This window comes from Pararhodobacter sp., from assembly GCF_034676075.1.
Taxonomy (GTDB): domain Bacteria; phylum Pseudomonadota; class Alphaproteobacteria; order Rhodobacterales; family Rhodobacteraceae; genus Pararhodobacter.
On the sequence record NZ_JAUCCQ010000062.1, the window covers coordinates 1 to 20490 of the forward strand.

Annotated in this window: 22 protein-coding genes; 12 read left to right on the forward strand and 10 right to left on the reverse strand. The window is 67.8% G+C overall.

The genetic code is table 11. The annotated features are described in order from the left end of the window. The 4 genes from VDQ18_RS15175 to VDQ18_RS15190 form a co-directional block, all read right to left on the reverse strand. Positions 1–1260 (reverse strand): pyruvate dehydrogenase complex dihydrolipoamide acetyltransferase (locus VDQ18_RS15175; protein WP_323021759.1); only part of this gene is annotated, 1260 nt, incomplete at its 3' end. 10 nt (positions 1261–1270) lie between these two features. Beyond that, a complete protein-coding gene (locus VDQ18_RS15180; RefSeq protein WP_323021760.1) occupies positions 1271–2650 on the reverse strand; it encodes a pyruvate dehydrogenase complex E1 component subunit beta in 1380 nt (459 codons plus the stop codon). Between the two features lie 12 nt (positions 2651–2662). Next, on the reverse strand, positions 2663–3652 hold the full coding sequence (gene pdhA / locus VDQ18_RS15185; RefSeq protein WP_323021761.1) for a pyruvate dehydrogenase (acetyl-transferring) E1 component subunit alpha: 990 nt from the start codon (positions 3650–3652) through the stop codon (positions 2663–2665). Between the two features lie 221 nt (positions 3653–3873). Continuing rightward, entirely contained in the window at positions 3874–4170 is a 297-nt protein-coding gene (locus VDQ18_RS15190) for an FtsB family cell division protein (protein ID WP_107749507.1), read from the reverse strand. A 177-nt stretch (positions 4171–4347) separates the two neighbouring features. On the opposite strand from VDQ18_RS15190, the gene VDQ18_RS15195 reads away from it, so the two are divergent. Beyond that, a complete protein-coding gene (locus VDQ18_RS15195) occupies positions 4348–5931 on the forward strand; it encodes an acyl-CoA dehydrogenase family protein (protein ID WP_323021762.1) in 1584 nt (527 codons plus the stop codon). A gap of 70 nt (positions 5932–6001) precedes the next feature. Here the strand turns inward: VDQ18_RS15195 and VDQ18_RS15200 are convergent, their stop codons facing one another. The 3 genes from VDQ18_RS15200 to efp all read right to left on the reverse strand — a co-directional run bounded on the left by VDQ18_RS15200 (position 6002) and on the right by efp (position 7975). Further along, the gene (locus tag VDQ18_RS15200; protein WP_323021763.1) at positions 6002–6370 is read right to left on the reverse strand and encodes a hypothetical protein; all 369 of its coding nucleotides are present in this window, start codon (positions 6368–6370) and stop codon (positions 6002–6004) included. Positions 6371–6451: 81 nt separating this feature from the next. Then, positions 6452–7318: an endonuclease/exonuclease/phosphatase family protein gene (locus VDQ18_RS15205; protein WP_323021764.1), complete on the reverse strand. Its 867-nt coding sequence runs from the start codon at positions 7316–7318 to the stop codon at positions 6452–6454. 90 nt (positions 7319–7408) lie between these two features. After that, the gene (gene efp / locus VDQ18_RS15210) at positions 7409–7975 is read right to left on the reverse strand and encodes an elongation factor P (protein WP_323021765.1); all 567 of its coding nucleotides are present in this window, start codon (positions 7973–7975) and stop codon (positions 7409–7411) included. Between the two features lie 98 nt (positions 7976–8073). Between efp and epmA the strand changes: the two genes are divergently transcribed. Beyond that, positions 8074–9102, forward strand: a complete 1029-nt coding sequence (gene epmA, locus VDQ18_RS15215) for an EF-P lysine aminoacylase EpmA (protein ID WP_323021766.1) — start codon at positions 8074–8076, stop codon at positions 9100–9102. Between the two features lie 118 nt (positions 9103–9220). Then, on the forward strand, positions 9221–10486 hold the full coding sequence (locus VDQ18_RS15220) for an Hsp70 family protein (RefSeq protein ID WP_323021767.1): 1266 nt from the start codon (positions 9221–9223) through the stop codon (positions 10484–10486). Positions 10487–10566: 80 nt separating this feature from the next. On the opposite strand, the gene VDQ18_RS15225 is transcribed toward VDQ18_RS15220, so the two are convergent. Next, positions 10567–10920: a helix-turn-helix transcriptional regulator gene (locus VDQ18_RS15225; RefSeq protein WP_323021768.1), complete on the reverse strand. Its 354-nt coding sequence runs from the start codon at positions 10918–10920 to the stop codon at positions 10567–10569. A 152-nt stretch (positions 10921–11072) separates the two neighbouring features. Between VDQ18_RS15225 and VDQ18_RS15230 the strand changes: the two genes are divergently transcribed. From VDQ18_RS15230 to VDQ18_RS15245, 4 genes are read left to right on the forward strand one after another with little or no spacing between them, the layout of a single operon-like run. After that, positions 11073–11303, forward strand: coding sequence for a twin-arginine translocase TatA/TatE family subunit (locus tag VDQ18_RS15230; protein WP_323021769.1), 231 nt, complete (start codon positions 11073–11075; stop codon positions 11301–11303). Positions 11304–11336: 33 nt separating this feature from the next. Then, entirely contained in the window at positions 11337–11969 is a 633-nt protein-coding gene (gene tatB / locus VDQ18_RS23575; RefSeq protein ID WP_416235113.1) for a Sec-independent protein translocase protein TatB, read from the forward strand. Positions 11970–11977: 8 nt separating this feature from the next. Further along, a complete protein-coding gene (gene tatC, locus VDQ18_RS15240; protein WP_323021770.1) occupies positions 11978–12880 on the forward strand; it encodes a twin-arginine translocase subunit TatC in 903 nt (300 codons plus the stop codon). A gap of 9 nt (positions 12881–12889) precedes the next feature. Continuing rightward, entirely contained in the window at positions 12890–13732 is an 843-nt protein-coding gene (locus tag VDQ18_RS15245; protein WP_323021771.1) for an ATP-binding protein, read from the forward strand. A gap of 137 nt (positions 13733–13869) precedes the next feature. On the opposite strand, the gene VDQ18_RS15250 is transcribed toward VDQ18_RS15245, so the two are convergent. After that, complete coding sequence (locus tag VDQ18_RS15250; RefSeq protein WP_323021772.1) at positions 13870–14298, reverse strand: DUF1499 domain-containing protein; 429 nt, start codon at positions 14296–14298, stop codon at positions 13870–13872. Positions 14299–14418: 120 nt separating this feature from the next. Continuing rightward, positions 14419–15384 (reverse strand): agmatinase, encoded by a 966-nt coding sequence (gene speB, locus VDQ18_RS15255; RefSeq protein ID WP_323021773.1) that lies wholly within the window; start codon positions 15382–15384, stop codon positions 14419–14421. Between the two features lie 177 nt (positions 15385–15561). On the opposite strand from speB, the gene glmU reads away from it, so the two are divergent. From glmU to VDQ18_RS15280, 5 genes are all read left to right on the forward strand, one after another. Continuing rightward, a complete protein-coding gene (gene glmU / locus VDQ18_RS15260) occupies positions 15562–16914 on the forward strand; it encodes a bifunctional UDP-N-acetylglucosamine diphosphorylase/glucosamine-1-phosphate N-acetyltransferase GlmU (protein ID WP_323021774.1) in 1353 nt (450 codons plus the stop codon). Between the two features lie 4 nt (positions 16915–16918). After that, complete coding sequence (gene glmS / locus VDQ18_RS15265) at positions 16919–18736, forward strand: glutamine--fructose-6-phosphate transaminase (isomerizing) (protein ID WP_323021775.1); 1818 nt, start codon at positions 16919–16921, stop codon at positions 18734–18736. Position 18737: 1 nt separating this feature from the next. Further along, on the forward strand, positions 18738–19280 hold the full coding sequence (locus tag VDQ18_RS15270; protein WP_323021776.1) for a pyridoxamine 5'-phosphate oxidase family protein: 543 nt from the start codon (positions 18738–18740) through the stop codon (positions 19278–19280). 51 nt (positions 19281–19331) lie between these two features. Further along, complete coding sequence (locus VDQ18_RS15275) at positions 19332–19853, forward strand: DUF3833 family protein (RefSeq protein ID WP_323021777.1); 522 nt, start codon at positions 19332–19334, stop codon at positions 19851–19853. Continuing rightward, positions 19850–20490 (forward strand): DNA alkylation repair protein (locus VDQ18_RS15280; RefSeq protein ID WP_323021778.1); only part of this gene is annotated, 641 nt, incomplete at its 3' end. The genes VDQ18_RS15275 and VDQ18_RS15280, both read left to right, overlap by 4 nt.

The window sequence follows — 20490 nt, forward strand, 5'->3', positions numbered from 1 at the left end:
CAGGAACTCGGCCCCCAGCGCGCCGTCGATCACCCGGTGATCGACCGACAGGGTCATCGACATGACATTGGCCACACCGATACTGCCATCCGCCTTCACCACCGGCTTCTTGATCCCCGCACCCACCGCCAGGATCGAGCCATGCGGCGGGTTGATGACGGCGTCGAAATTCTCGATGCCGAACATGCCGAGGTTCGAGATCGCGAAGGAGCCGCCGACGTATTCATGCGGCGCCAGCTTGCGGTTGCGGGCGCGGCCGGCCAGATCCTTCATCTCGGCCGAGAGGGCGCTGAGCGATTTCAGATGCGCGTCCTTGATCACCGGGGTGAAGAGGCCGCCGTCGACCGCCACCGCCACCGCCAGATCCGAGGGCTTCAGCCTGAGGATCCGGTCGCCGGCCCAGACGGCATTGGCGTCCGGCACCTTCTGCAGGGCCATGGCCGAGGCCTTGATGATGAAGTCGTTCACGCTGAGCTTCACGCCGCGCGAGGCGAGCTGTCCGTTCAGCTGCTCACGGAAGGCCATCAGCGCGTCCAGCTCCACCGAGCGGCGCAGGTAGAAATGCGGGATGGTCTGCTTGGCCTCGGTCAGCCGCGCGGCGACCGTCTTGCGCATGCCGTCGAGCTTCACTTCCTCGAAGGCGCGCCCCTCGAACATCTTCATGACGGTGTTGGCATCGGCGCCGGTCGGCATCGCTGCCTTGGCCGGGGCCGCCGCTGCGGGCGCGGGCGCTGCTGCCGCCGGGGCGGAGGCTTTCGGCGCGGCCGTCGCGCCCTCGACATCGGCCTTGACGATCCGGCCATGCGGGCCGGACCCGGCGATGGCGCTCAGGTCGAGGCCCTTGTCCTTGGCGATGCGCCGCGCCAGCGGCGAGGCGAAGACGCGCTGGCCGTCCCCGGCGGGGGCGGCGGCCGGGGCGGCTTTCGGTGCCTCGGCCTTGGGCGCTTCCGCCTCGGGTTTGGCGGCTTCGGCCTTGGCGGGCGCGGCTTTCGGCGTGCCGATGTCCGAGGCGCTTTCGCCCTCTTCCAGCAGCACGGCGATGGGGGTGTTGACCTTCACCCCTTCCGAACCCTCGGCGATCAGGATCTTGCCCATCACGCCTTCGTCGACGGCCTCGAATTCCATCGTCGCCTTGTCGGTCTCGATCTCGGCAATGACCATGCCGGAGGTGATGGTATCCCCCTCCTTCACCAGCCATTTCGCCAGCGTCCCCTCCTCCATGGTGGGCGAGAGCGCGGGCATCAGGATTTCCACGGGCATATCGGCCTCCTCAGCGATAGGTGACTTTTTTGACGGCCTCGATCACCTCGGCAGTCGTGACCAGGGCCAGTTTCTCGAGGTTAGCCGCGTAGGGCATCGGCACGTCCTTGCCGCAGAGGTTGATGACCGGCGCGTCGAGATAATCGAAGGCCTCCATCATCACCGTGGCCGAGATGAAGTTGCCCACGGACGATTGCGGGAAGCCTTCCTCGACGGTGACCAGCCGGTTGGTCTTCTGCACCGAGGCGATGATCGTCGCCGTGTCCATCGGGCGGATGGTGCGCAGGTCGATGACCTCGGCGTCGATGCCCTCGGCCGCCAGTTTCTCGGCCGCTTCCAGGGCATAGGTCATGCCGATGCCGAAGCTGACGATGGTCACGTCCTTGCCCTCACGCGCGATGCGGGCCTTGCCGATCTCGACGGTGAAATCCTCCAGATCCGGCACCTCGAAGGTGCGGCCGTAAAGGATCTCGTTCTCCAGGAAGATGACCGGGTTCGGGTCGCGGATCGCGGCCTTCAGCAGGCCCTTCGCGTCGGCCGCCGAATAGGGCATCACCACTTTCAGGCCCGGGACATGGGAATACCACGCTGCGTAATCCTGGCTGTGCTGGGCCGCCACGCGGGCCGCAGCGCCGTTCGGGCCGCGGAAGACGATGGGGCAGGGCAGCTGGCCGCCCGACATGTAATTGGTCTTGGCCGCCGAGTTGATGATGTGGTCGATGGCCTGCATGGCGAAGTTGAAGGTCATGAACTCGACGATCGGGTTCAGACCGCCCCAGGCCGCGCCGACGGCGAGACCGGCAAACCCGGCCTCGGTGATCGGCGTGTCGATCACCCGGCGGGCGCCGAATTCATCCAGCAGGCCCTGGCTGATCTTGTAGGCGCCCTGGTATTCGCCGACTTCCTCGCCCATCAGGAAGACGTTCTCGTTGCCGCGCATCTCTTCGGCCATGGCTTCGCGCAGGGCTTCCCGCACGGTCATGGATTTCATCTTGGTGCCTTCCGGCCAGTCGGGCTGCGGAACGGCGGGCAGCTTGGCGGCGGGCTGGGCGGCGACCGGAGCGTCGGCCTTGACCGCGGATTCCGGGGCGGCTTCGGCCTTCGGCGCCTCGGCCTTGGGCTCGGCGGCCACGTCGTCGGCGCTTTCGCCTTCCTCGACCAGCACGGCGATGGGCGTGTTGACCTTCACGCCCTCGGTCCCTTCGGCGATCAGGATCTTGCCCATCACGCCTTCATCGACCGCTTCGAATTCCATCGTCGCCTTGTCGGTCTCGATCTCAGCGATGATCATGCCGGAGGTTACGGTATCGCCTTCTTTCACCAGCCATTTGGCCAGCGTGCCCTCTTCCATGGTGGGCGAGAGGGCGGGCATCAGGATCTGCGTTGCCATCTGGTTCCTCCCTCAGGCGTAGATATCGGTCCAGAGCTCGGAGAGATCCGGCTCGGGGCTTTCCTTGGAGAATTCGGCGGCCTCGTTGACGACGGCCTTGATCTCCTTGTCGATGGCCTTGAGGTCATCGTCGGTGGCCTGGCCGCTGCCGATCAAGAGCTCGCGCACCCGCTCGATGGCGTCCCGCTCCTCGCGCATCTTCTGCACTTCCTCGCGGGTCCGGTACTTGGCGGGGTCGGACATCGAGTGGCCCCGGTAGCGGTAGGTCATGACCTCGAGGATATAGGGGCCGTCACCGGCGCGGCAGGCGGCGATGGCCTTCTCGGCCGCGGCCTTGACGGCCAGCACGTCCATGCCGTCCACTGCCTCGCCCTTGATCCCGTAGGCCGCGCCGCGTTCCCACAGGTTCGGGGATTTGGTCGAGCGCTTGGTCGAGGTTCCCATGGCGTATTGGTTGTTCTCGATCACGTAGACGACCGGCAGGTTCCAGAGTTCCGCCATGTTGTAGCTCTCGTACACCTGGCCCTGGTTCGCCGCGCCATCGCCGAAATAGGTGAAGGTGACGTTATCGTTGCCCTTGTACTTGTCCGAGAAGGCCAGACCCGTGCCCAGCGGCACTTGCGCGCCGACGATGCCATGGCCGCCGTAGAAATGCTTCTCGCGGCTGAACATGTGCATCGAGCCGCCCTTGCCCTTGGAATAGCCGCCGATGCGGCCCGTGAGCTCGGCCATGACGCCCTTGGGATCCATGCCGCAGACCAGCATGTGCCCGTGGTCGCGGTACGAGGTGATGCGCTTGTCGCCGTCCTTGGCCGCGGCCTCGATGCCGACCACCACGGCCTCCTGGCCGATGTAGAGGTGGCAGAAACCGCCGATCAGCCCCATCCCGTACAGCTGCCCGGCCTTTTCCTCGAATCGCCGGATCAGCAGCATGTCGCGGTAATACTTGAGCAGTTCCTCGCCCGAGACGTTTGATTTCTCGGTGGTCTTTCTGGCTGCCATCGGTGCCTCCCCCTGGTCGCGTCAGGAATAGTTTAACACTAAACGATCTTCTACACCAAGCCCTGATCGAAAGCGAGAATGAATTGCCTGCTGGTTGCGCAACCACGTGCGCGCGCAATCGGCAGGGCCGGATTCCCCCATCGACCGGATCGGTCGGGGTTCAACCTAGCACGGAAAGCGCTGGTGCCCAGAAGGTTCTGACGGGGGAAGGGAGACGCGCCTCAGCGCAGGACGACCTCGTCCGAGCGGACATAGCCCAGAACCTCGCGCGCCTGCTGGTCCAAGAGGTCGAGGTCCAGGAATTCGTCCGACAGCCGCCGGGTGCGGTTTTCGATCACCACCAGATCGGCGGCCAGCCGGTCGCGTTCGACGCGCAGCTGGGCGGCGTCGGCCTCGACCTGGATGCGGCGGAACAATCCGTATTCCCCCTGCACGGCGGCAAAGGTCAGATAGGCGCCGAAGGTGCCGGTGATGGCATAGAAGATGACGGGCCCGAAGGCGGGTCGCTTTCTGTTCATGATCCTGCTCGTGGCCTCTGTCCGGGCCTTTGCGCCATCCTGCCACAGCGGCGCGGGAAAAGGAATCCCCTCAAGGCCTGCCCCGGCGGCCGCCCGCCAGCCGCGCCTGCCCGACGCCGCGTCCGGCTGGACAGGGCGGGGCGGCCGGGCGCAGGCTGGGGCAAAGGGAGGAACATCATGACCGCATCCGAGCCCCGCGGGCAGCTTCGCACGCATGAGGTTGTCAACCAGCCCGCCATCCCCGGCCGCGACCCCTGGGCCGAGGATCCGACCCTGCGCCGGATCCTCGGCGCGGACCCGGGCCTCGCCGCCTTCGGCGCCGCGCTGGCCAGTGACGAGATCCGCGAGGCCGCCCGCGACGCCCAGACCCAGCTGCCCCAGCTGCGCAGCTTCGACCGCAACGGAAGGCGGCTGGACGAGGTGCACTTCCATCCCGGCTATCACCGGATGATGGCCCTGGGGCTGGAGGCGGGCTATGCCGCGACCGCCTGGGACGGCAGCGGCAGCCATCTGCGCCACGCGGCGATCAACTACATGCTCAGTCAGGTCGAGCCCGGGGTCTGCTGCCCGATGACCATGACCTATGCCGGCATCCCGGCCCTGAACGCCGACCCGGCGCTGGCGGCGCTCTGGCAGCCGAAGTTGAGCACCGCGGCCTATGATCCGCGCAGGCTCAGCGTCGATCAAAAGCGCGCCGCGACGCTGGGCATGGCGATGACCGAAAAGCAGGGCGGATCGGATGTGCGGGCCAATGCGACCACCGCCGCCCGGGATGGCGAGTTCTACCGGCTGACCGGGCACAAATGGTTTTGCTCGGCGCCGATGTGCGACGGCTTCCTGACGCTGGCGCAGCTCGACGGGGCGATCACCTGCTTCCTCGTGCCGCGCTGGCTGCCGGACGGGACGCGCAACGCCTTCACCATCCTCCGGCTGAAGGACAAGCTGGGCAACAAGGCCAATGCCTCGTCCGAGATCGAATACGACGGCACGCTGGCGCATCTGCTGGGCGAGCCCGGGCGCGGCGTGCAGACCATCATCGAGATGGTGCATCACACCCGCCTCGACACCGCCATCGCCCCCGCCGGGCTGATGCGCGGCGCGCTGGGCGAGGCGCTGAGCTGGGCCCGGGGCCGCTCCGCCTTCCAGAAGCGGCTGATCGACCAGCCGCTGATGCGCTCGGTTCTGGCCGATCTGGGGCTCGAGGCCGAAGCGGCGCTGCTGCTGGGTCTCGACGTGGCGCGGGCCTTCGACGATCCGGCGCGGCGGCCCTATGCCCGGCTCGCAGTGGCGCTGGCCAAGTTCGTCTCGAACAAGGCGGCGCCGGGGATGATCTATGAATGCATGGAGGTGCTGGGCGGCATGGGCTATGTCGAGGAGACGCCGCTGCCGATGCTCTACCGCGAGGCGCCGCTCAATTCGATCTGGGAAGGGTCGGGGAATGTCATCTGCCTCGACATCCTGCGAACGCTGGTCAAGGAGCCCGAGGCGGGCGCGCAGCTGACCGCGAGGCTGGAGGCGGCGCGGGGCCTCGATCCCCGCTATGACGCGGCGCTGGCTGCCCACCGCGACCGTTGGCCGGGCCTGCCGTCGGAGGCCGAGGCGCGCTGGTTCGCGGAATCGCTGGGGGTGTTGCTGACCGGGGCGGTGATGTTGGCCGAGAGCCCCTTGGCCGGGGAATGGCTGGCAACCCGGCTGGGGCCGCGGGGCCGGGTGGCGGGGGCTGCCGCCATCGACGCAGGTACGGTGCTGGCCGCGCTCTGAGGATGGGCGGATCGCCCATCCTACGCAGACGCCCCGTTGGGTGGGATTTCATCCCACCGGGCAGCCCCCCTCAAAAATGCGCCTTTTCCTCGTCCGGCCGCCCGGCGGCGATGGCGAGCACCCCGGCCACGGCACAGAAGCCGATCGGGAACATGGTGAAGACGCCGAAACCGAAGGCCGCATACATCAGCCCGGCCGAGGCCAGCAGCATCACCCCGCCCCAGAGCGCCCGGGCCCGGGCCATGGCGCCCCCGGCGATGGCCAGCAGCGGCGCGACGAAACTCGCCAGCCGCACCAGGCTTGCGTCATCGACCACGCCGAAAGCCTGCGCCACCTCGGCATGGGTCTCGGTCAGCACGGTGTAGCCGTAGCCGAAGAAGCCCACCACCATGGCGATCAGCCCGCCGACGATCCCCAGCACCAGAGCCGCGTTGCGCATATTGGTCCTTCCCGGGCGGCCCGATGCCGCAGATCTTGCAGATAGGGGCCGGAACCGGGCGTGATCAAGGGCCAAGGCGCCTCAGAAGCCGATCCGCGCCACCACGCCCGCGTGATCCGAGCCCAGCCGCGGCCGGATCTCGGTGCTGCCCTGACCGCTGGTCAGCACATGGTCGATGGGCCAGCCCAGACCCAGCACCCGGATCGTCGCCCGCATCGGGCCGATGCGCTGCGCCCCGGCCGCCGCGCCCAGGGCCCGGACCGCATATCCCCAGGGCACCATGTTGAAATCGCCGCCGATCACCACCCGGCCGCGCATCGGTTCCAGCAGCGGGGCGATGGCCCGGACCGCCGCGCCCTGGGCATAGGGCCAGGGCCAGGTCAGGTGGATCGAGGCCGCCCAGACCGGCCCCGAGGGCGAGGCCACCTGCATCGCCGCCATGCCGCGCATGGGCGAGCATTGCACCGCTTCGCCCGGCCAGCGCGACAGCACGGCGATCCCCCCGCGAGAGGAGAAGCGGCACAGATGCTGATGGGGATAGGTCTCGCGCAGCAGATCGAGGATCGCGGCGTTGCTGTCGCTCACCTCCTGCAACAGGACGACATCGGCGCCGGTCTCCAGAATGTCGGCGACCAGCGGCGCGGGATCGGCCAGCGTGGCGAGCAGGTTCTTGCTGTAGAGCGTCAGATCGACCCGGGCCGGGGCCTCGTCGCCGCGCATCGCCCCCAGGATCATCGGCGCCGAGCCTCCCAGCGCCAGGATCAGCGCCACCGCCCCCAGTCGCCGTGCCCCGCTCAGGCCCGCGGCCAGCGCGCTCAGCGCCATGACCCCGGCCCAGAGGGGCCGGAACACTGCCAGCGTATCCCCCGCCGGATGCAAGGGACCGAGGAAACTCGCCGCCAGCATGAGGCCGGACAGCAGGGTCAGGGTCAGGAAAAGTCGTCTCAAATGGGGCTCCCGCACGCTGCGGGTGGGCTAAACGCCAGACCCCCCGGGGGCAACGCACGAAATCGCGATGCCCCCCGCCATCGGCGGAAATCAGTCCTTGGCGCGTTCGTAGTAGCTGTTGTCGGCGGTGTTGATGACGATCCGCGTCTCGACCCCGATATGCGGCGGGACCATGACGCGCACGCCGATATTGGTCATCGCGGGCTTGTAGGAGGACGAGGCGGTCTGCCCCTTCACCACCGGCTCGGTCTCGGTCACCTCGACGGTAATCCGCGCGGGCAGTTCGATCGAGATCGGGATCGACTCGAAGGTCTGCAGGTAGACTTTCATCCCCGGCTCCAGGAACGGCGCCGCATCGCCCACCACGTCGGCGGTCGCGGTCACCTGCTCGAAGTTCTCGGGGTTCATGAAGTGATAGCCCTCGCCATCCTCGTAGAGGAAGTCGTATTCCCGCTCGTCCACATCGGCCTTCTCGACCTGCTCGGTGGTCTTCCAGCGCTCGCTCGTCTTCACCCCGTCCGAGATGCGGCGCATGTCGACCGAGGTCGTGGGCGTGCCCTTGCCGGGGTGGAAGTTCTCGGCCTTGAGGACGACGTAGAGCTGGCCGTTCATGTCGACGACGTTGCCCTTGCGAAGAGAGGAAGCAATGACTTTCACGGGTGGTTCCTTGTGGAGGGCCGCAGAGCGGATTATGCGCGGATTGCTCCCGGCCCTAGCCGAAACCGAAACGGATTTCCAGTATTGAGGTGCCCCTGATGCGCGAAACCCCCTGGTGGCACCCCGCCCGGCACGAAGACCGCCGCCCGATCCTTCTGGCCCGCAACCGCATCCAGGGGGCGATTCGCGGCTTCCTGACCGCGCGGGACTTCATCGAGGTCGATCCCGCCGCGCTGGCCGTCAGCCCAGGGAACGAGGCGCATCTGCACGCCTTCGCCACCGAGGCGATCGGCAATGACGGACAACCCCGGGTCATGTACCTGCACACCTCGCCCGAATTCGCGCTGAAAAAGCTGCTGGCGGCGGGCGAGCGGCGCATCGCCTCTTTCGCCCATGTCTGGCGCAACCGCGAGCGGGGGCCGAAGCACGCGCCCGAATTCACTATGCTGGAATGGTATCGCGCGGGCGAGGATTACGCGGTCCTGATGGCGGACGTGGCCGAGATGGCGCGGCTGGCCTGTCAGGCGGCGGGCACGCCTTTGTTGCGCTATGGCGATCTGACCTGCGATCCGTTCCAGCCCTATGAGCGGCTCTCGGTCGCCGAGGCTTTCCAGCGCTACGCGGGCGTCGATCTGCTGGCCACCCTGACCGGGCCCGAGCCTGACACGGCGGCGCTGAGGGCGCAGGCCGCGGGGTTGCAGATGGCGGCGGATGACACCTGGTCCGACATCTTCTCGCGCCTCCTCTCCGAACGGGTCGAGCCGCATCTGGGGCAGGGGCGACTGACCGTTCTGGACCGCTATCCGTCCTGCGAGGCGGCGCTGGCGCGGACCTGCGCCGACGACCGGCGCGAGGCGGAAAGGTTCGAGGTCTATGCCTGCGGGGTGGAACTGGCCAACGGCTTCGGCGAGCTGACCGACCCCGCCGAACAGCGCCGCCGCTTCGAGATCGAGATGGACGAGAAGGCCCGCGTCTATGGCGAACGCTACCCGCTGGACGAGGATTTCCTGGCCGCGCTGGCCTTGATGCCCGAGGCCTCGGGCATCGCGCTGGGCTTCGACCGGCTGGTCATGCTGGCCACCGCCGCCCCGCATATCGACGCCGTGCAATGGGTGCCGGTGGGGTAGGGGCGGGAACGGCGCGGCGCGCCCGCCAACCTTGGTCGCTGTCGCCTCCGGGCCTGCTTGACTCCCTCTTGCGTACCCCCTAGTGACCCCGGCCCTACAGGGCACAAGGAATATGAGCATGGCGCAACGAGCACTCGGGCTTGGGGTGGACTTCGGCACGTCGAACACCGCCGCGGGCTACATGCGGGACGGGCGGCCGCACCTCATCACCTTCGAGCCCGGCCAGACGACGATCCCGACCACCTTTTTCTTCGACTTCGACGCCCGCGCCCTGCTGATCGGCGAACCCGCCAATCAGGCGTTGCTCGACGGTATCGAAGGCCGCTTCATGCGGGCGCTGAAACGCATCCTCGGCACCTCGCTGATGCACGAGCCGCGGCAGTTCCTGAACGAGCGGGCGACCTTCGTCGAGATCATCGCCCGCTTCCTCGCCCAGGTGAAGGCACGGGCCGAGGCCGAGGCGGGGACGCGCTTCGACCGCGTTCTCTCGGGTCGGCCGGTGGTGTTCCACGGCGCCAACGACCCGCGCGAGGCCGCTGCCGAAGCCGATCTGCGCGCCTGCTATCTGGCCGCTGGCTTCACCGAAGTGGAGTTCATGCTGGAACCGCAGGCCGCCGCGATCGCCAGCGGCTCGCTGCAAGATCAGGACGCCATCGGCCTGATCGTCGACGTAGGCGGCGGGACATCCGACTTCTCGCTCTTCCGCTCAGGGCACGACGGGGTGACGATCCTCGCCAATCACGGGGTCCGCATCGGCGGCACGGATTTCGACCGCTCGATCAGCATCGACCGGGTGATGCCGCATCTGGGCAAGGGGACCGAGCTGCGCAAGGTCCTCGGTTCCGGCAGCTCGCCCACGCCCAACGCCATCTTCAACGATCTGGCGACCTGGGAGAAGATCGCCTTCCTCTACACGCCGCAGAACCGCCGCATGGCGGCCGAGATGGTGCGGCTGGCGCATGAGCCGGAAAAACTGGCCCGCCTCGCGACGGTGCTGGACGAGGAACTGGGCCACGAGCTGAGTTTCGCCGTCGAGCGGGGCAAGATCGCCGCCAATGGTGGGTCGGCGGCGGCCATCGGGCTGGACAGCATCGAACCGGGCCTGGCGCTTCCCCTGTCGCCCGATGCCCTGACCGAGAGCCTCGCGCGCCATGCCGACGACCTGGCGGAAGGCGCGCGCGAGACGCTGCGCATCGCGGGCCTCGATGCCGCCCAGGTCGGGAAAGTGGTCTATGTCGGCGGCTCCAGCCTGATGTCGCTGGTCTCGGAGACGATGAAAAGCCAGTTCCCGCAGGCCGATCACTCGTTCAGCGAGGTTTTCACGGCCGTGGCGAACGGGCTGGTCATCGCTGCGGGGGATACGGGGCCGATGCGGCCGGTCTGACGGGGCTGACAGCGCGCTCCTGCCAGTTTCGGCCCGCGGAAGTCGGGGCCGGCCCATCGCCACCGAACCGGACTCACCCCTCAAACCTCGCCCCAACCCGCCTGCGGCAGCAGCGTCGCGATCTTGTACAGCAGGTTCCGCGCCGCCCGTTGCCTCGGATGGGCGGGGTCGTCGGCGAAGGCGCGCAGCGCCTCGCCCAGCACGGCCGCCTCGTCGGGTGTCAGCGTGGTCGGCGGCAGGACCAGGGGCGTGCGCAGGATGTAGCCCAGGCCCCGCTCGCCCTCGACCGGAATGCCGGTGGCGGCCATCATCGCCATGTCGCGCCAGATGGTGCGGGTCGAAACCCCCATCGTCTGGGCCAGCTCGGCCGCCGTGTGCAGCCGCCCGTCGCGCAGCACCTGCACCAGATCATAGAGCCTTTGGTCGCGGTTCATCCGGGCCTCCAACTGACAAAATACTGTCAGGAGACCGCCTCCGCCACCCCCCATCGGCCCGGAATCGGTCTATGATCGCCGAACGCGCCGGATTATTTCAGGGGCAAGGGCGCCCCCGGGACAGGATGGCGCCGGACCTGAAGGAGAGAGCCATGCTCAACAATATCGGCCCCGTGGGCCTTATCCTGATCGCCGCCGTCGTGCTCGTCCTCTTCGGGCGCGGCAAGGTCTCCAGCCTGATGGGCGAAGTCGGCAAGGGCATCACCGCCTTCCGCCGTGGCGTGAAGGACGGCTCGGAAGAGATCGAGAACCAGCGCAATGCCGAGGCTGCCGAACAGGCCCGCGACGTGACGCCCCAGCCGGCCGAGCGCGACCGCGCCTGATCTTACCCTGCGCTCAAAGCCAAGGAGCGGCTCATGTTCGACATCGGCTGGTCGGAAATGCTGGTCGTCGGCGTCGTGGCCCTGATCGTGGTCGGTCCCAAGGACCTGCCCAAGATGTTCCACACGATCGGCGAGATGACCGGCAAGGCCCGGGGCATGGCGCGCGAATTCCAGCGCGCGATGGATGCTGCGGCCAAGGAAACCGGCGTCAGCGGGGCGATGAAGGATTTCAAGCGCGCCGCCTCGGGGCAAGGCCTGCGCGACACCGTCAAGGAAGCCGCCGGTTTCGACGAGATCGAGAAGGACTTCCGCGACATCGGCCATGACAAGCCCGCGGTTCGCAGCCCCGGCACCAAGGCCAATCCGGTGATGCCGCCGAGATCGGCCGAAGTCTCGCCCGTCGCCATCGAAGACGAATTCGACGAGGCCGAAGCGGATGAAATCGCCGCCCAGGACCTCGCCCGCCGCAACGCCGAAGTGTCTGAGACCGAGGCGCAGCGGCTGAAGAAGCAAAAGCAGGCCGAGGCCGCGCGCCAGAAGGCCGCCGCGATCCGCGCCGCCAAGGAGGCCGAGGCCGCCGAGGCCGAACGCTGGCGCCCCGATCCCCGCGCGGACGAAGGACGGCCCGCCGCCTCGACCAAGCCCCACCCAGATCCCGAAGGCTGAACCCCGTCATGGCCGCCAAACCCAAAGCCGCGGATGCAATCGACGACAGTTCCGCGCCGCTGATCGAGCATCTCGCGGAACTCCGTAACCGGATCATCAAGTCGCTCGCCGCCTTCATCGTGGCGATGACCCTGTGCTTCACGGTCTGGAACCCGATCTTCAACTTCCTGACCCGGCCGCTTTGCGATGCGCTGGAAAGCCAGGGCCAGGAATGCAACCTGATCCTGATCCAGCTGCAGGAAGGCTTCTTCGTCGCGGTCAACATCGCCATGCTGGGCGGCTTCGTGCTGGCCTTCCCGGTGATCGGCTACCAGCTGTGGCGCTTCGTGGCACCGGGCCTCTACAAATCCGAGAAGAACGCGTTCCTGCCGTTCCTCGTGGCCTCGCCGGTGATGTTCTTCCTGGGCGCCGCCTTCGCCTATTACGTCATCATGCCGATGGGCTACACCTTCTTCCTGGGCTTCCAGCAGATCGCCATGGACCCTGCGACCGGTGCCGTGACCGGCGCGCCGGGGGCCGACGGATTGCCCGTCACGCCGGAAGGGGCCATCGAATCCCTGCAACATGCGGGCATCGCCTTTCAGGGCTCGGTCAACGAATACCTGTCGCTGGCCACCAAGTTCATCATCGCCTTCGGCCTCTGCTTCCAGCTGCCCGTCCTGCTCACGCTGATGGGCAAGGCCGGGCTCGTCTCGGCCCAGGCGCTGAAGAACGGGCGCAAATGGGCGGTGGTCGGCATCCTGGTGCTGGCGGCCCTCGCCACGCCCCCCGATGTCATCTCGCAGATCGTGCTCTTCTCGGTGGTCTATTCGCTCTACGAGATTTCGGTGATCCTGGTCGGCCGGGTTGAGCGCAAGCGCAACGAGGAACTGGCGGCCGAGGGGCTTCTCGATCCCGAGGATCTGGATTAAGCCTGCCGCATGACCGACCTGATCCTGACCCGCATCGCCGAGGCGCTGGAGCGCCTCAGCCCGCCCCCCGCCAAGGCGCCCGATTTCACCGCCGCCGATGCCTTCGTCTGGCATACCGAGCCTGACCGGCTGGAACCCGTGACCCGGGTCAGCCGGGTGCCGCTGGCCCTGCTGAAGGGCATCGGCCGGGTGCAGGGGATCCTGCTGGAAAACACCCTGCAATTCGCCCGCGGCTATGGCGCGAACAACGCGCTCCTCTGGGGCGCGCGCGGGATGGGCAAGTCATCCCTGGTGAAGGCGGTGCATGCCGAGGTCCTGGCCCAGGGCCTGCCCTGCACCCTGGTCGAGATCCAGCGCGAGGATCTGCCCTCGGTCGGGCGGCTGCTCAATCACCTGCGGGCGGCGCCGGAGCGCCGCTTCGTCCTCTTCTGCGACGACCTCAGCTTCTCGCACGACGATACGCATTACAAATCGCTGAAGGCGGTGCTGGATGGCGGGATCGAGGGGCGGCCCTTGAACGTGATCCTCTATGCCACCTCGAACCGGCGCCATCTGATGCCCCGCGACATGATCGAGAACGAGCGCTCCACGGCCATCTCGCCCTCCGAGGCGGTCGAGGAGAAGGTCTCGCTGTCCGACCGATTCGGCCTCTGGCTGGGCTTCCACCCCTGCACGCAGGACGAATACCTGGCGATGATCGACGGCTATGTCAGCGAATACGGGCTCGCCGTCGATCCCGAGCAGCTGCGCGCCGAGGCCATCGAATGGCAGGCAACGCGGGGCGGGCGGTCGGGCCGGGTGGCCTGGCAATTCTTCTGCGATCTGGCCGGACGGATGGGCAAGGCGATCTGATCGCGGGCGTTTCGCAAGGTGGGTTGAAAACCCACCCTACAGGCGCGACCCCGTAGGGTGGGTTTTCAACCCACCGTCGGCGACCTCAGCCCCCGCGTGCCGATGGTGCGTGAATTCACGCAACCCACCGCTGCCGGTCACTCCGGCAACCACCGCCCCAGCCGCGCCCGGTTCACCCCCCGGTCGCCAAAGCCGAAGCGCGAGCGCGAGAAGGCGACGATGCGGGTGCCGGCGTCTTCGGGGATGAGCCGGATCGAGACGTAATCGGGGTAGCGCATGATCGGGGTGCGGGCGATCCAGGTGGTCCCGGTCCCCCCCTGGGCCAGGACCACGGCGCCCTCGGCCCGGGCCCGGTCGGCGATGAGGGCCGCGACCTCGGCGGGCGGCAAGGCGACCACGCGGTCGACGCGGGCGAAATTCGGCGAGGCGGGGTCGGGGGCGGTCAGCGGATCGACATGCCAGCGCGCCGGGTCCGAGGGCGCCAGCCGCACATAGGCGGCAAAGCCCAGGCCCAGGGCGAGCAGGCAGACGAAGAGCAGCGCGAACAGGGTCATCACTCGGGGCATGCCATCCTCGGCGGGGCAGGGCGTTGATGCCTCTCCCCGGGAACATCCTAACACAGGGTAAATGGCCCCTGCCAAGCCCTTGATTTCGAAGGGGCCGAAAACTGTCCCACGCGTGGGACGTCAGCCCTTTCGCCGGGTCCAGGCCCAGAGGCAGAGGATCTCCATCGCCACATGCGCCCCCGCGATCGCCGTGGCCCCGGTGGTGTCATAGGGCGGGCTCACCTCGACCACGTCGCCGCCGGTCAGCCGAATTCCCGCCAGCCCCCGCAGGATCGCCGCCGCCTGCCAGCTGGCCAGCCCGCCCCAGACCGGCGTGCCGGTGCCGGGCGCGAAAGCCGGGTCCAGCGCATCGATATCGAAGGTGAGGTAGCAGGGCCCGTCGCCGACAATCTCCCGCACCATCGCCGCTACCGCCGCCGGTCCCATCTGATGGACCGAGGGGGCGTCGATCACGTTGACGCCCAGATAATCCTCGCATTCCGTGCGGATGCCGATCTGCACCGAATGCGAGGGATCGACCAACCCCTTCTTGACCGCCTTGTAATAGAAGGTGCCGTGGTCGATCCGCTCGAAATCGTCATCGGCCCAGAGGTCGGAATGCGCGTCGAAGGTGATGACCCGCAAGGGGCCGAACCGCTCGGCATGCGCCTCGAGGATCGGCAGGGTGATCGAATGGTCGCCCCCCAGCACCAGCGAGCCGCAGCCCGCATCCAGAATGCCGCCGATATGGCGCTTCAGCGCGGCCGGGAATTTCGAGGTCTTGGCATAATCGAAAGCCAGATCCCCGTAATCCACGACGCTGAACTCGCCCAGCGGATCGAAGCCCCAGCCATAGGGCGGGTCATAAGGTTGCAGGGTCGAGGCCTCGCGGATCGCCCGCGGGCCGAAGCGGGTGCCGGTCCGATGGGTGACCGCCTGATCGAAGGGCACCCCCGTTACCGCCAGATCGGCGCCCGTCAGATCCTTGGTATAGGCGCGCCGAAGGAAGCTCACCGCGCCACCGAAGGCATTCTCGTAACTCAGGCCCCGCCGGTCGCGGCGGGTGAAGGCCCCGTCAACCTCGGTCTTTGCGTCTTCCAGCGCCATCCCCAGCCCCTCTTTCGTCGCCTCTGGCAGGGGAGCAAAAGCCGCTTGCAAAGGCAAGCGGGCAATTCCGGGCGGGGTTTTGCCTGTGTTTCAGACTGTCACGCGCTGTGATCGCCGGGAATCTTGCAATGGCCCTATGACAGGGTAAAACGGGCGCAAATTTAGAGCAGGAATACCATGTCCATATCACTAGTCATTCTCGCCGCCGGCATGGGGAGCCGGATGAATTCCGCACGGCCCAAGGTTCTTCATCCCATCGGCGGGGCGCCGCTTCTGGCCCATGCCATGCGCGCGGGCGATATTCTGGAACCCGAGCGCGTCGTCGTCGTCACCGGGCACGGGGCCGAGGCCGTCGCCAAGGCCGCCAAGGCCGCCAATCCCGATGTGCTGATCGCCCATCAGGCCGAGCAGCTGGGCACCGCACATGCGGTCGCTCAGGCCCGCGCGGCACTGGAAGGCTTCACCGGCGATGTGGTGATCCTCTACGGCGATACCCCCTTCGTCAGCCCCGAAACGCTGGAGCGGATGCGCGAGGCGCGCGAACGTCACGCGGTGGTGGTGCTGGGCTTCGAGGCCGCCGATCCCGGGCGCTATGGCCGGCTGATCCTGAACGGCGAGATGCTGGAGCGGATCGTCGAATTCAAGGACGCGACCGAGGAAGAGCGGGCCATCACGCTGTGCAACTCGGGCGTGGTCTGCGCCGACGCATCGGTACTTTTCCAACTTATCGACAGCGTGGGCAACGACAATGCCGCGGGCGAGTATTACTTGACCGACATTGTGGCGATTGCCAGACAAAAGGGCCGCAGCGTCGGCGCGGTGCGCTGCGACGAGGCCGAGACGCTGGGCATCAACACCCGCGCCGAGCTGGCGGCGGCCGAGGTCGCCTTCCAGACCCGCGCCCGGGCCGAGGCGCTTGAGAACGGCGTCACCCTGATCGCGCCCGAGACGATCTATTTCTCGCTGGATACGGCGATCGGGCGGGATGCGGTGGTCGGGCCGAACGTGGTCTTCGCCCCCGGCGTCACCGTCGAAAGCGACGCGACGATCCGCGCCTTCTGCCATCTGGAAGGCTGCCATGTCAGCCGCGGCGCCACCGTCGGGCCCTTCGCCCGGCTGCGGCCCGATGCCTATCTGGCCGAGGACGTGCATGTCGGCAATTTCGTCGAGATCAAGAACGCCAACATCGACGAGGGCGCCAAGGTCAACCATCTGACCTATATCGGCGACGCCGATGTCGGCGAGGGCTCGAACATCGGCGCGGGCACCATCACCTGCAATTATGACGGCGTCTTCAAGCATCGCACCACCATCGGCAAGAACGTGTTCGTCGGTTCGGACACGATGCTGGTGGCGCCGGTGCGGCTGGGCGACGGCGCGATGACCGGCTCGGGCTCGGTCATCACCGAGGATGTGCCGGCCGGGGCGCTGGCGCTGGGCCGGGCCCGTCAAGAGAACAAGCCGGGCCTCGCGACCCGGCTCATGGAACGTCTGAAGGCCAAGAAGGCCGCGGCAAAGAAAGAGGGCTGATCTCATGTGCGGGATTGTGGGCGTTCTGGGAACGCACGAAGTGGCACCGCTGATCCTCGAGTCGCTCAAGCGGCTGGAGTATCGGGGATACGATAGCGCCGGGATCGCCACGGTGAACACCGGGCGGCTGGACCGCCGCCGGGCCGTTGGCAAGCTGATCAACCTGTCGGACCTGCTGGTGCACGAGCCGCTGGCGGGCAAGGCGGGGATCGGCCACACGCGCTGGGCCACCCATGGCGAGGCGAATGTGAAGAACGCGCATCCGCATCGCTCGGGTCCGGTGACCGTGGTGCATAACGGCATCATCGAGAATTTCCGCACCCTGCGCGAGGAGCTGGCCTCGGTCGGGCTGGGTCACGAGACCGACACCGACACCGAGACCATCGCGCTGCTGACCCGGCACCTGATGGAGCAGGGGCTGGACCCCGAGGCGGCCGTGCGCGAGACGCTGGCGCGGCTGGATGGTGCCTTCGCGCTGGCCTTCCTGTTCGAAGGTCAGGACAATCTGATGATCGGCGCCCGCAAGGGCTCGCCCCTGGCCGTGGGCTGGGGCGACGGCGAGATGTATCTTGGCTCGGACGCGATCGCGCTGGCGCCGATGACCGACCGCATCACCTATCTGGACGAGGGCGACTGGGTTGTCCTGACCCGCGGTGGCGCCACCTTCTACGATTTCGCGGGCAACCGGGTGAACCGCGATGTCAGCGTGATCCGGCTGGATCAGACGCGCGTCGACAAGGGCGGCCACCGGCATTTCATGGCCAAGGAAATCGCCGAGCAGCCCTCGGTCCTTGGCGCGGGTCTGGCCTTCCACCTGTCGCCCGACGGCAAGACCATCGCCTTCCCGCCCGAGGTGGATTTCCGCGGCATCGACCGGGTGACCATGGTCGCCTGCGGCACCGGCCATTACGCGACCCAGGTGGCGAAATACTGGTTCGAGCAGATCGCAGGCCTGCCCTGCGACACCGATATCGCCAGCGAATTCCGCTACCGCGAGCCGGTGCTGAGCGACAAGGGCATGGGCATCTTCGTCAGCCAGTCGGGCGAGACGGCCGACACGCTGGCCGCGCTGCGCTATGTCGACGGCAAGCTGAGCCGCACGGTCGGGGTGGTCAACGTCTCGACCTCGTCCATCGCGCGGGAATCGGACGTGGCGCTGCCGATCCTGGCCGGGCCGGAGATCAGCGTGGCCTCGACCAAGGGCTTCACCGCGCAGCTGCTGGTCCTGCTGCTGCTGGCGCTGAAGGCCGCGCATGACCGCGGGCGGCTCGACGATGCAGGGCTGGCCGAGAAACTGGCCGAACTGCGCATGCTGCCGGGGATCCTGGCCCAGGCGCTGGACCGCGAATCCGAGATCGAGGCGTTGGCGCACAAGATCTCCAGTGCCAAGGACGTGCTGTTCCTGGGCCGCGGCGTGATGTACCCGCTGGCGCTGGAAGCGGCGCTGAAGCTCAAGGAGCTGAGCTACATCCATGCCGAGGGCTATGCCTCGGGCGAGCTGAAGCACGGCCCCATCGCGCTGATCGACGAGGTGATGCCGGTGGTCGTGCTGGCGCCCCGCGACGCGCTCTATGACAAGACCGTCTCGAACATGCAGGAAGTCATGGCCCGGTTGGGCAAGGTCATCCTGATCTCGGACCGCAAGGGTCTGGACGAGGCGGGCAAGGTCTGGGGCACGCTCGCCATGCCGAACGTGCCGAGCCTGCTGGCGCCCATCGTCTATGCGGTTCCGGCGCAGATGCTGGCCTATCACACGGCGCTGGCCCGCGGCACGGATGTCGATCAGCCGCGCAACCTGGCGAAATCCGTCACGGTGGAGTGAGATGGCCAAGCGCTTCGCGGCTTTCGAGGAGGACCATCTGCGACTCATCGCCGAGCAGCAGATGTTCTTCGTCGCCACCGCGGCGCCCACCGGCCGGGTGAACCTGTCACCCAATGGCATGGACAGCCTCAGGGTGACGGGGCCGAACCGCGTGGTCTGGCTGAATGTGACAGGCTCGGGGAACGAGACGGCGGGTCATCTGCGCCTCGATCCCCGGATGACGCTGATGTGGTGCTCCTTCACCACGCGGCCGGTGATCCTGCGGGCTTATGGCGCGGCCCGAACCGTGCATCCGCGTGACGCGGAATGGGCCGGGCTCAATGGGCTGTTCCCGCCGGTCCCGGGGGCGCGGCAGATCTACGTCCTCGATGTGGATCTGGTGCAGACCTCCTGCGGCTATGCCGTGCCCTTCTATGACCATGTGGCCGAGCGCGACACCCTGCGCCGCTGGGCCGAGCCGCGGGACGGAGCGGCGATGCAGGCCTATTGGGCCGAAAAGAACGGGTTGACGCTCGACGGTTTCCCCACCGGCACACCCGAGTGATCCGGCCGGGCGGGGCGCGCGTATCCCCTGGGTAACGCCCGGAGGCCCGCCATGCTCACCCGCCGCCTGTTCCTGATCGCAGCACCACTCCTCGCCGCGGGCTGCGCCACCCGCCCAGACGCGCCCGAGACCGCCGGTCCCCTGACGCTGCGCGACGTGTTCCTGGGCGAGGTCCGGGGCCGAGGCCTGTTCCGTGTCGACCTGACCGGCGCTGAGCGGCGCTTCACCGCCCGGCTGCACGGCCGGATGCAGGGCGAGCAGCTGATCGTGGCCGAGGATTTCACCTATGACGACGGCCAGACCGGCCGCCTGACCTGGGTGTTCGATCCCCTCGGCCTCGGCCGCTGGAGCGGTCGGCGCGAGGATACGGTCGGGCTGGCCGAGGTGGTGGAGGAAGGCGAGACGATCCGCCTCGACTACACCGCCGATTTCGAATCGCTCGAGGGCGTGACGCGGCTTGCCTTCTCGGACGTGATCTATCGCGCGCCGGGGGGATTGGTTATCAACGAAGCCATCGTGCGGCGCTGGGGGATCCCCGTGGGCCGCGTCCGCTTCGAAATGACCCGAGCATGATTGACCCAAAGACCGCGCTAGACCGCCTGCACGCCCAAGCCGATCCCGTCCGCGCCGCCGAGATGCGCGCCTATCACAAGGTGGACCGGATCTATCTGGGCCTGTCCAACCCGCAGATCGACGCGCTGGTCGCCGAATGGCGCGCGGATTGCAGCGTCGAGGAGCGCGTGGCGCTGTCGGGTGCGCTCTGGGCCAGCGGCATCCACGAGGCGATGATCGCCGCGGCCAAGCTCTTGACCCAGGCGCGGCTCCGGCCGGATGACGCGGCCTGGGCCCTGATCGCCGGCTGGGCCGAGGGGTTCGACGGCTGGGCGGTGGCCGATACCGCCGCCGCCGCAGGCAGCCGCCGCCTCGCCGCCGATCCCGCGCGGCTCGACCAGGTCGAGGGCTGGACGCAGCACCCTAACATGTTCACCCGCCGCGCGGCGCTGGTCATGACCCTGCCCTGGGCGCGGCTCAATAACCCGAAAGCGGCCGATCTGGCGGTGCGCGAACGCGTGCTGGGCTGGGCCGCGGGTTATGCCGAGGACCGCGACTGGTTCATCCAGAAGGCGGTCGCCTGGTGGCTGCGGGATCTGTCGAAACACGACGCCGACCGGACCCGCGCCTGGATCGCCGAGCATGGCGACCGGTTGAA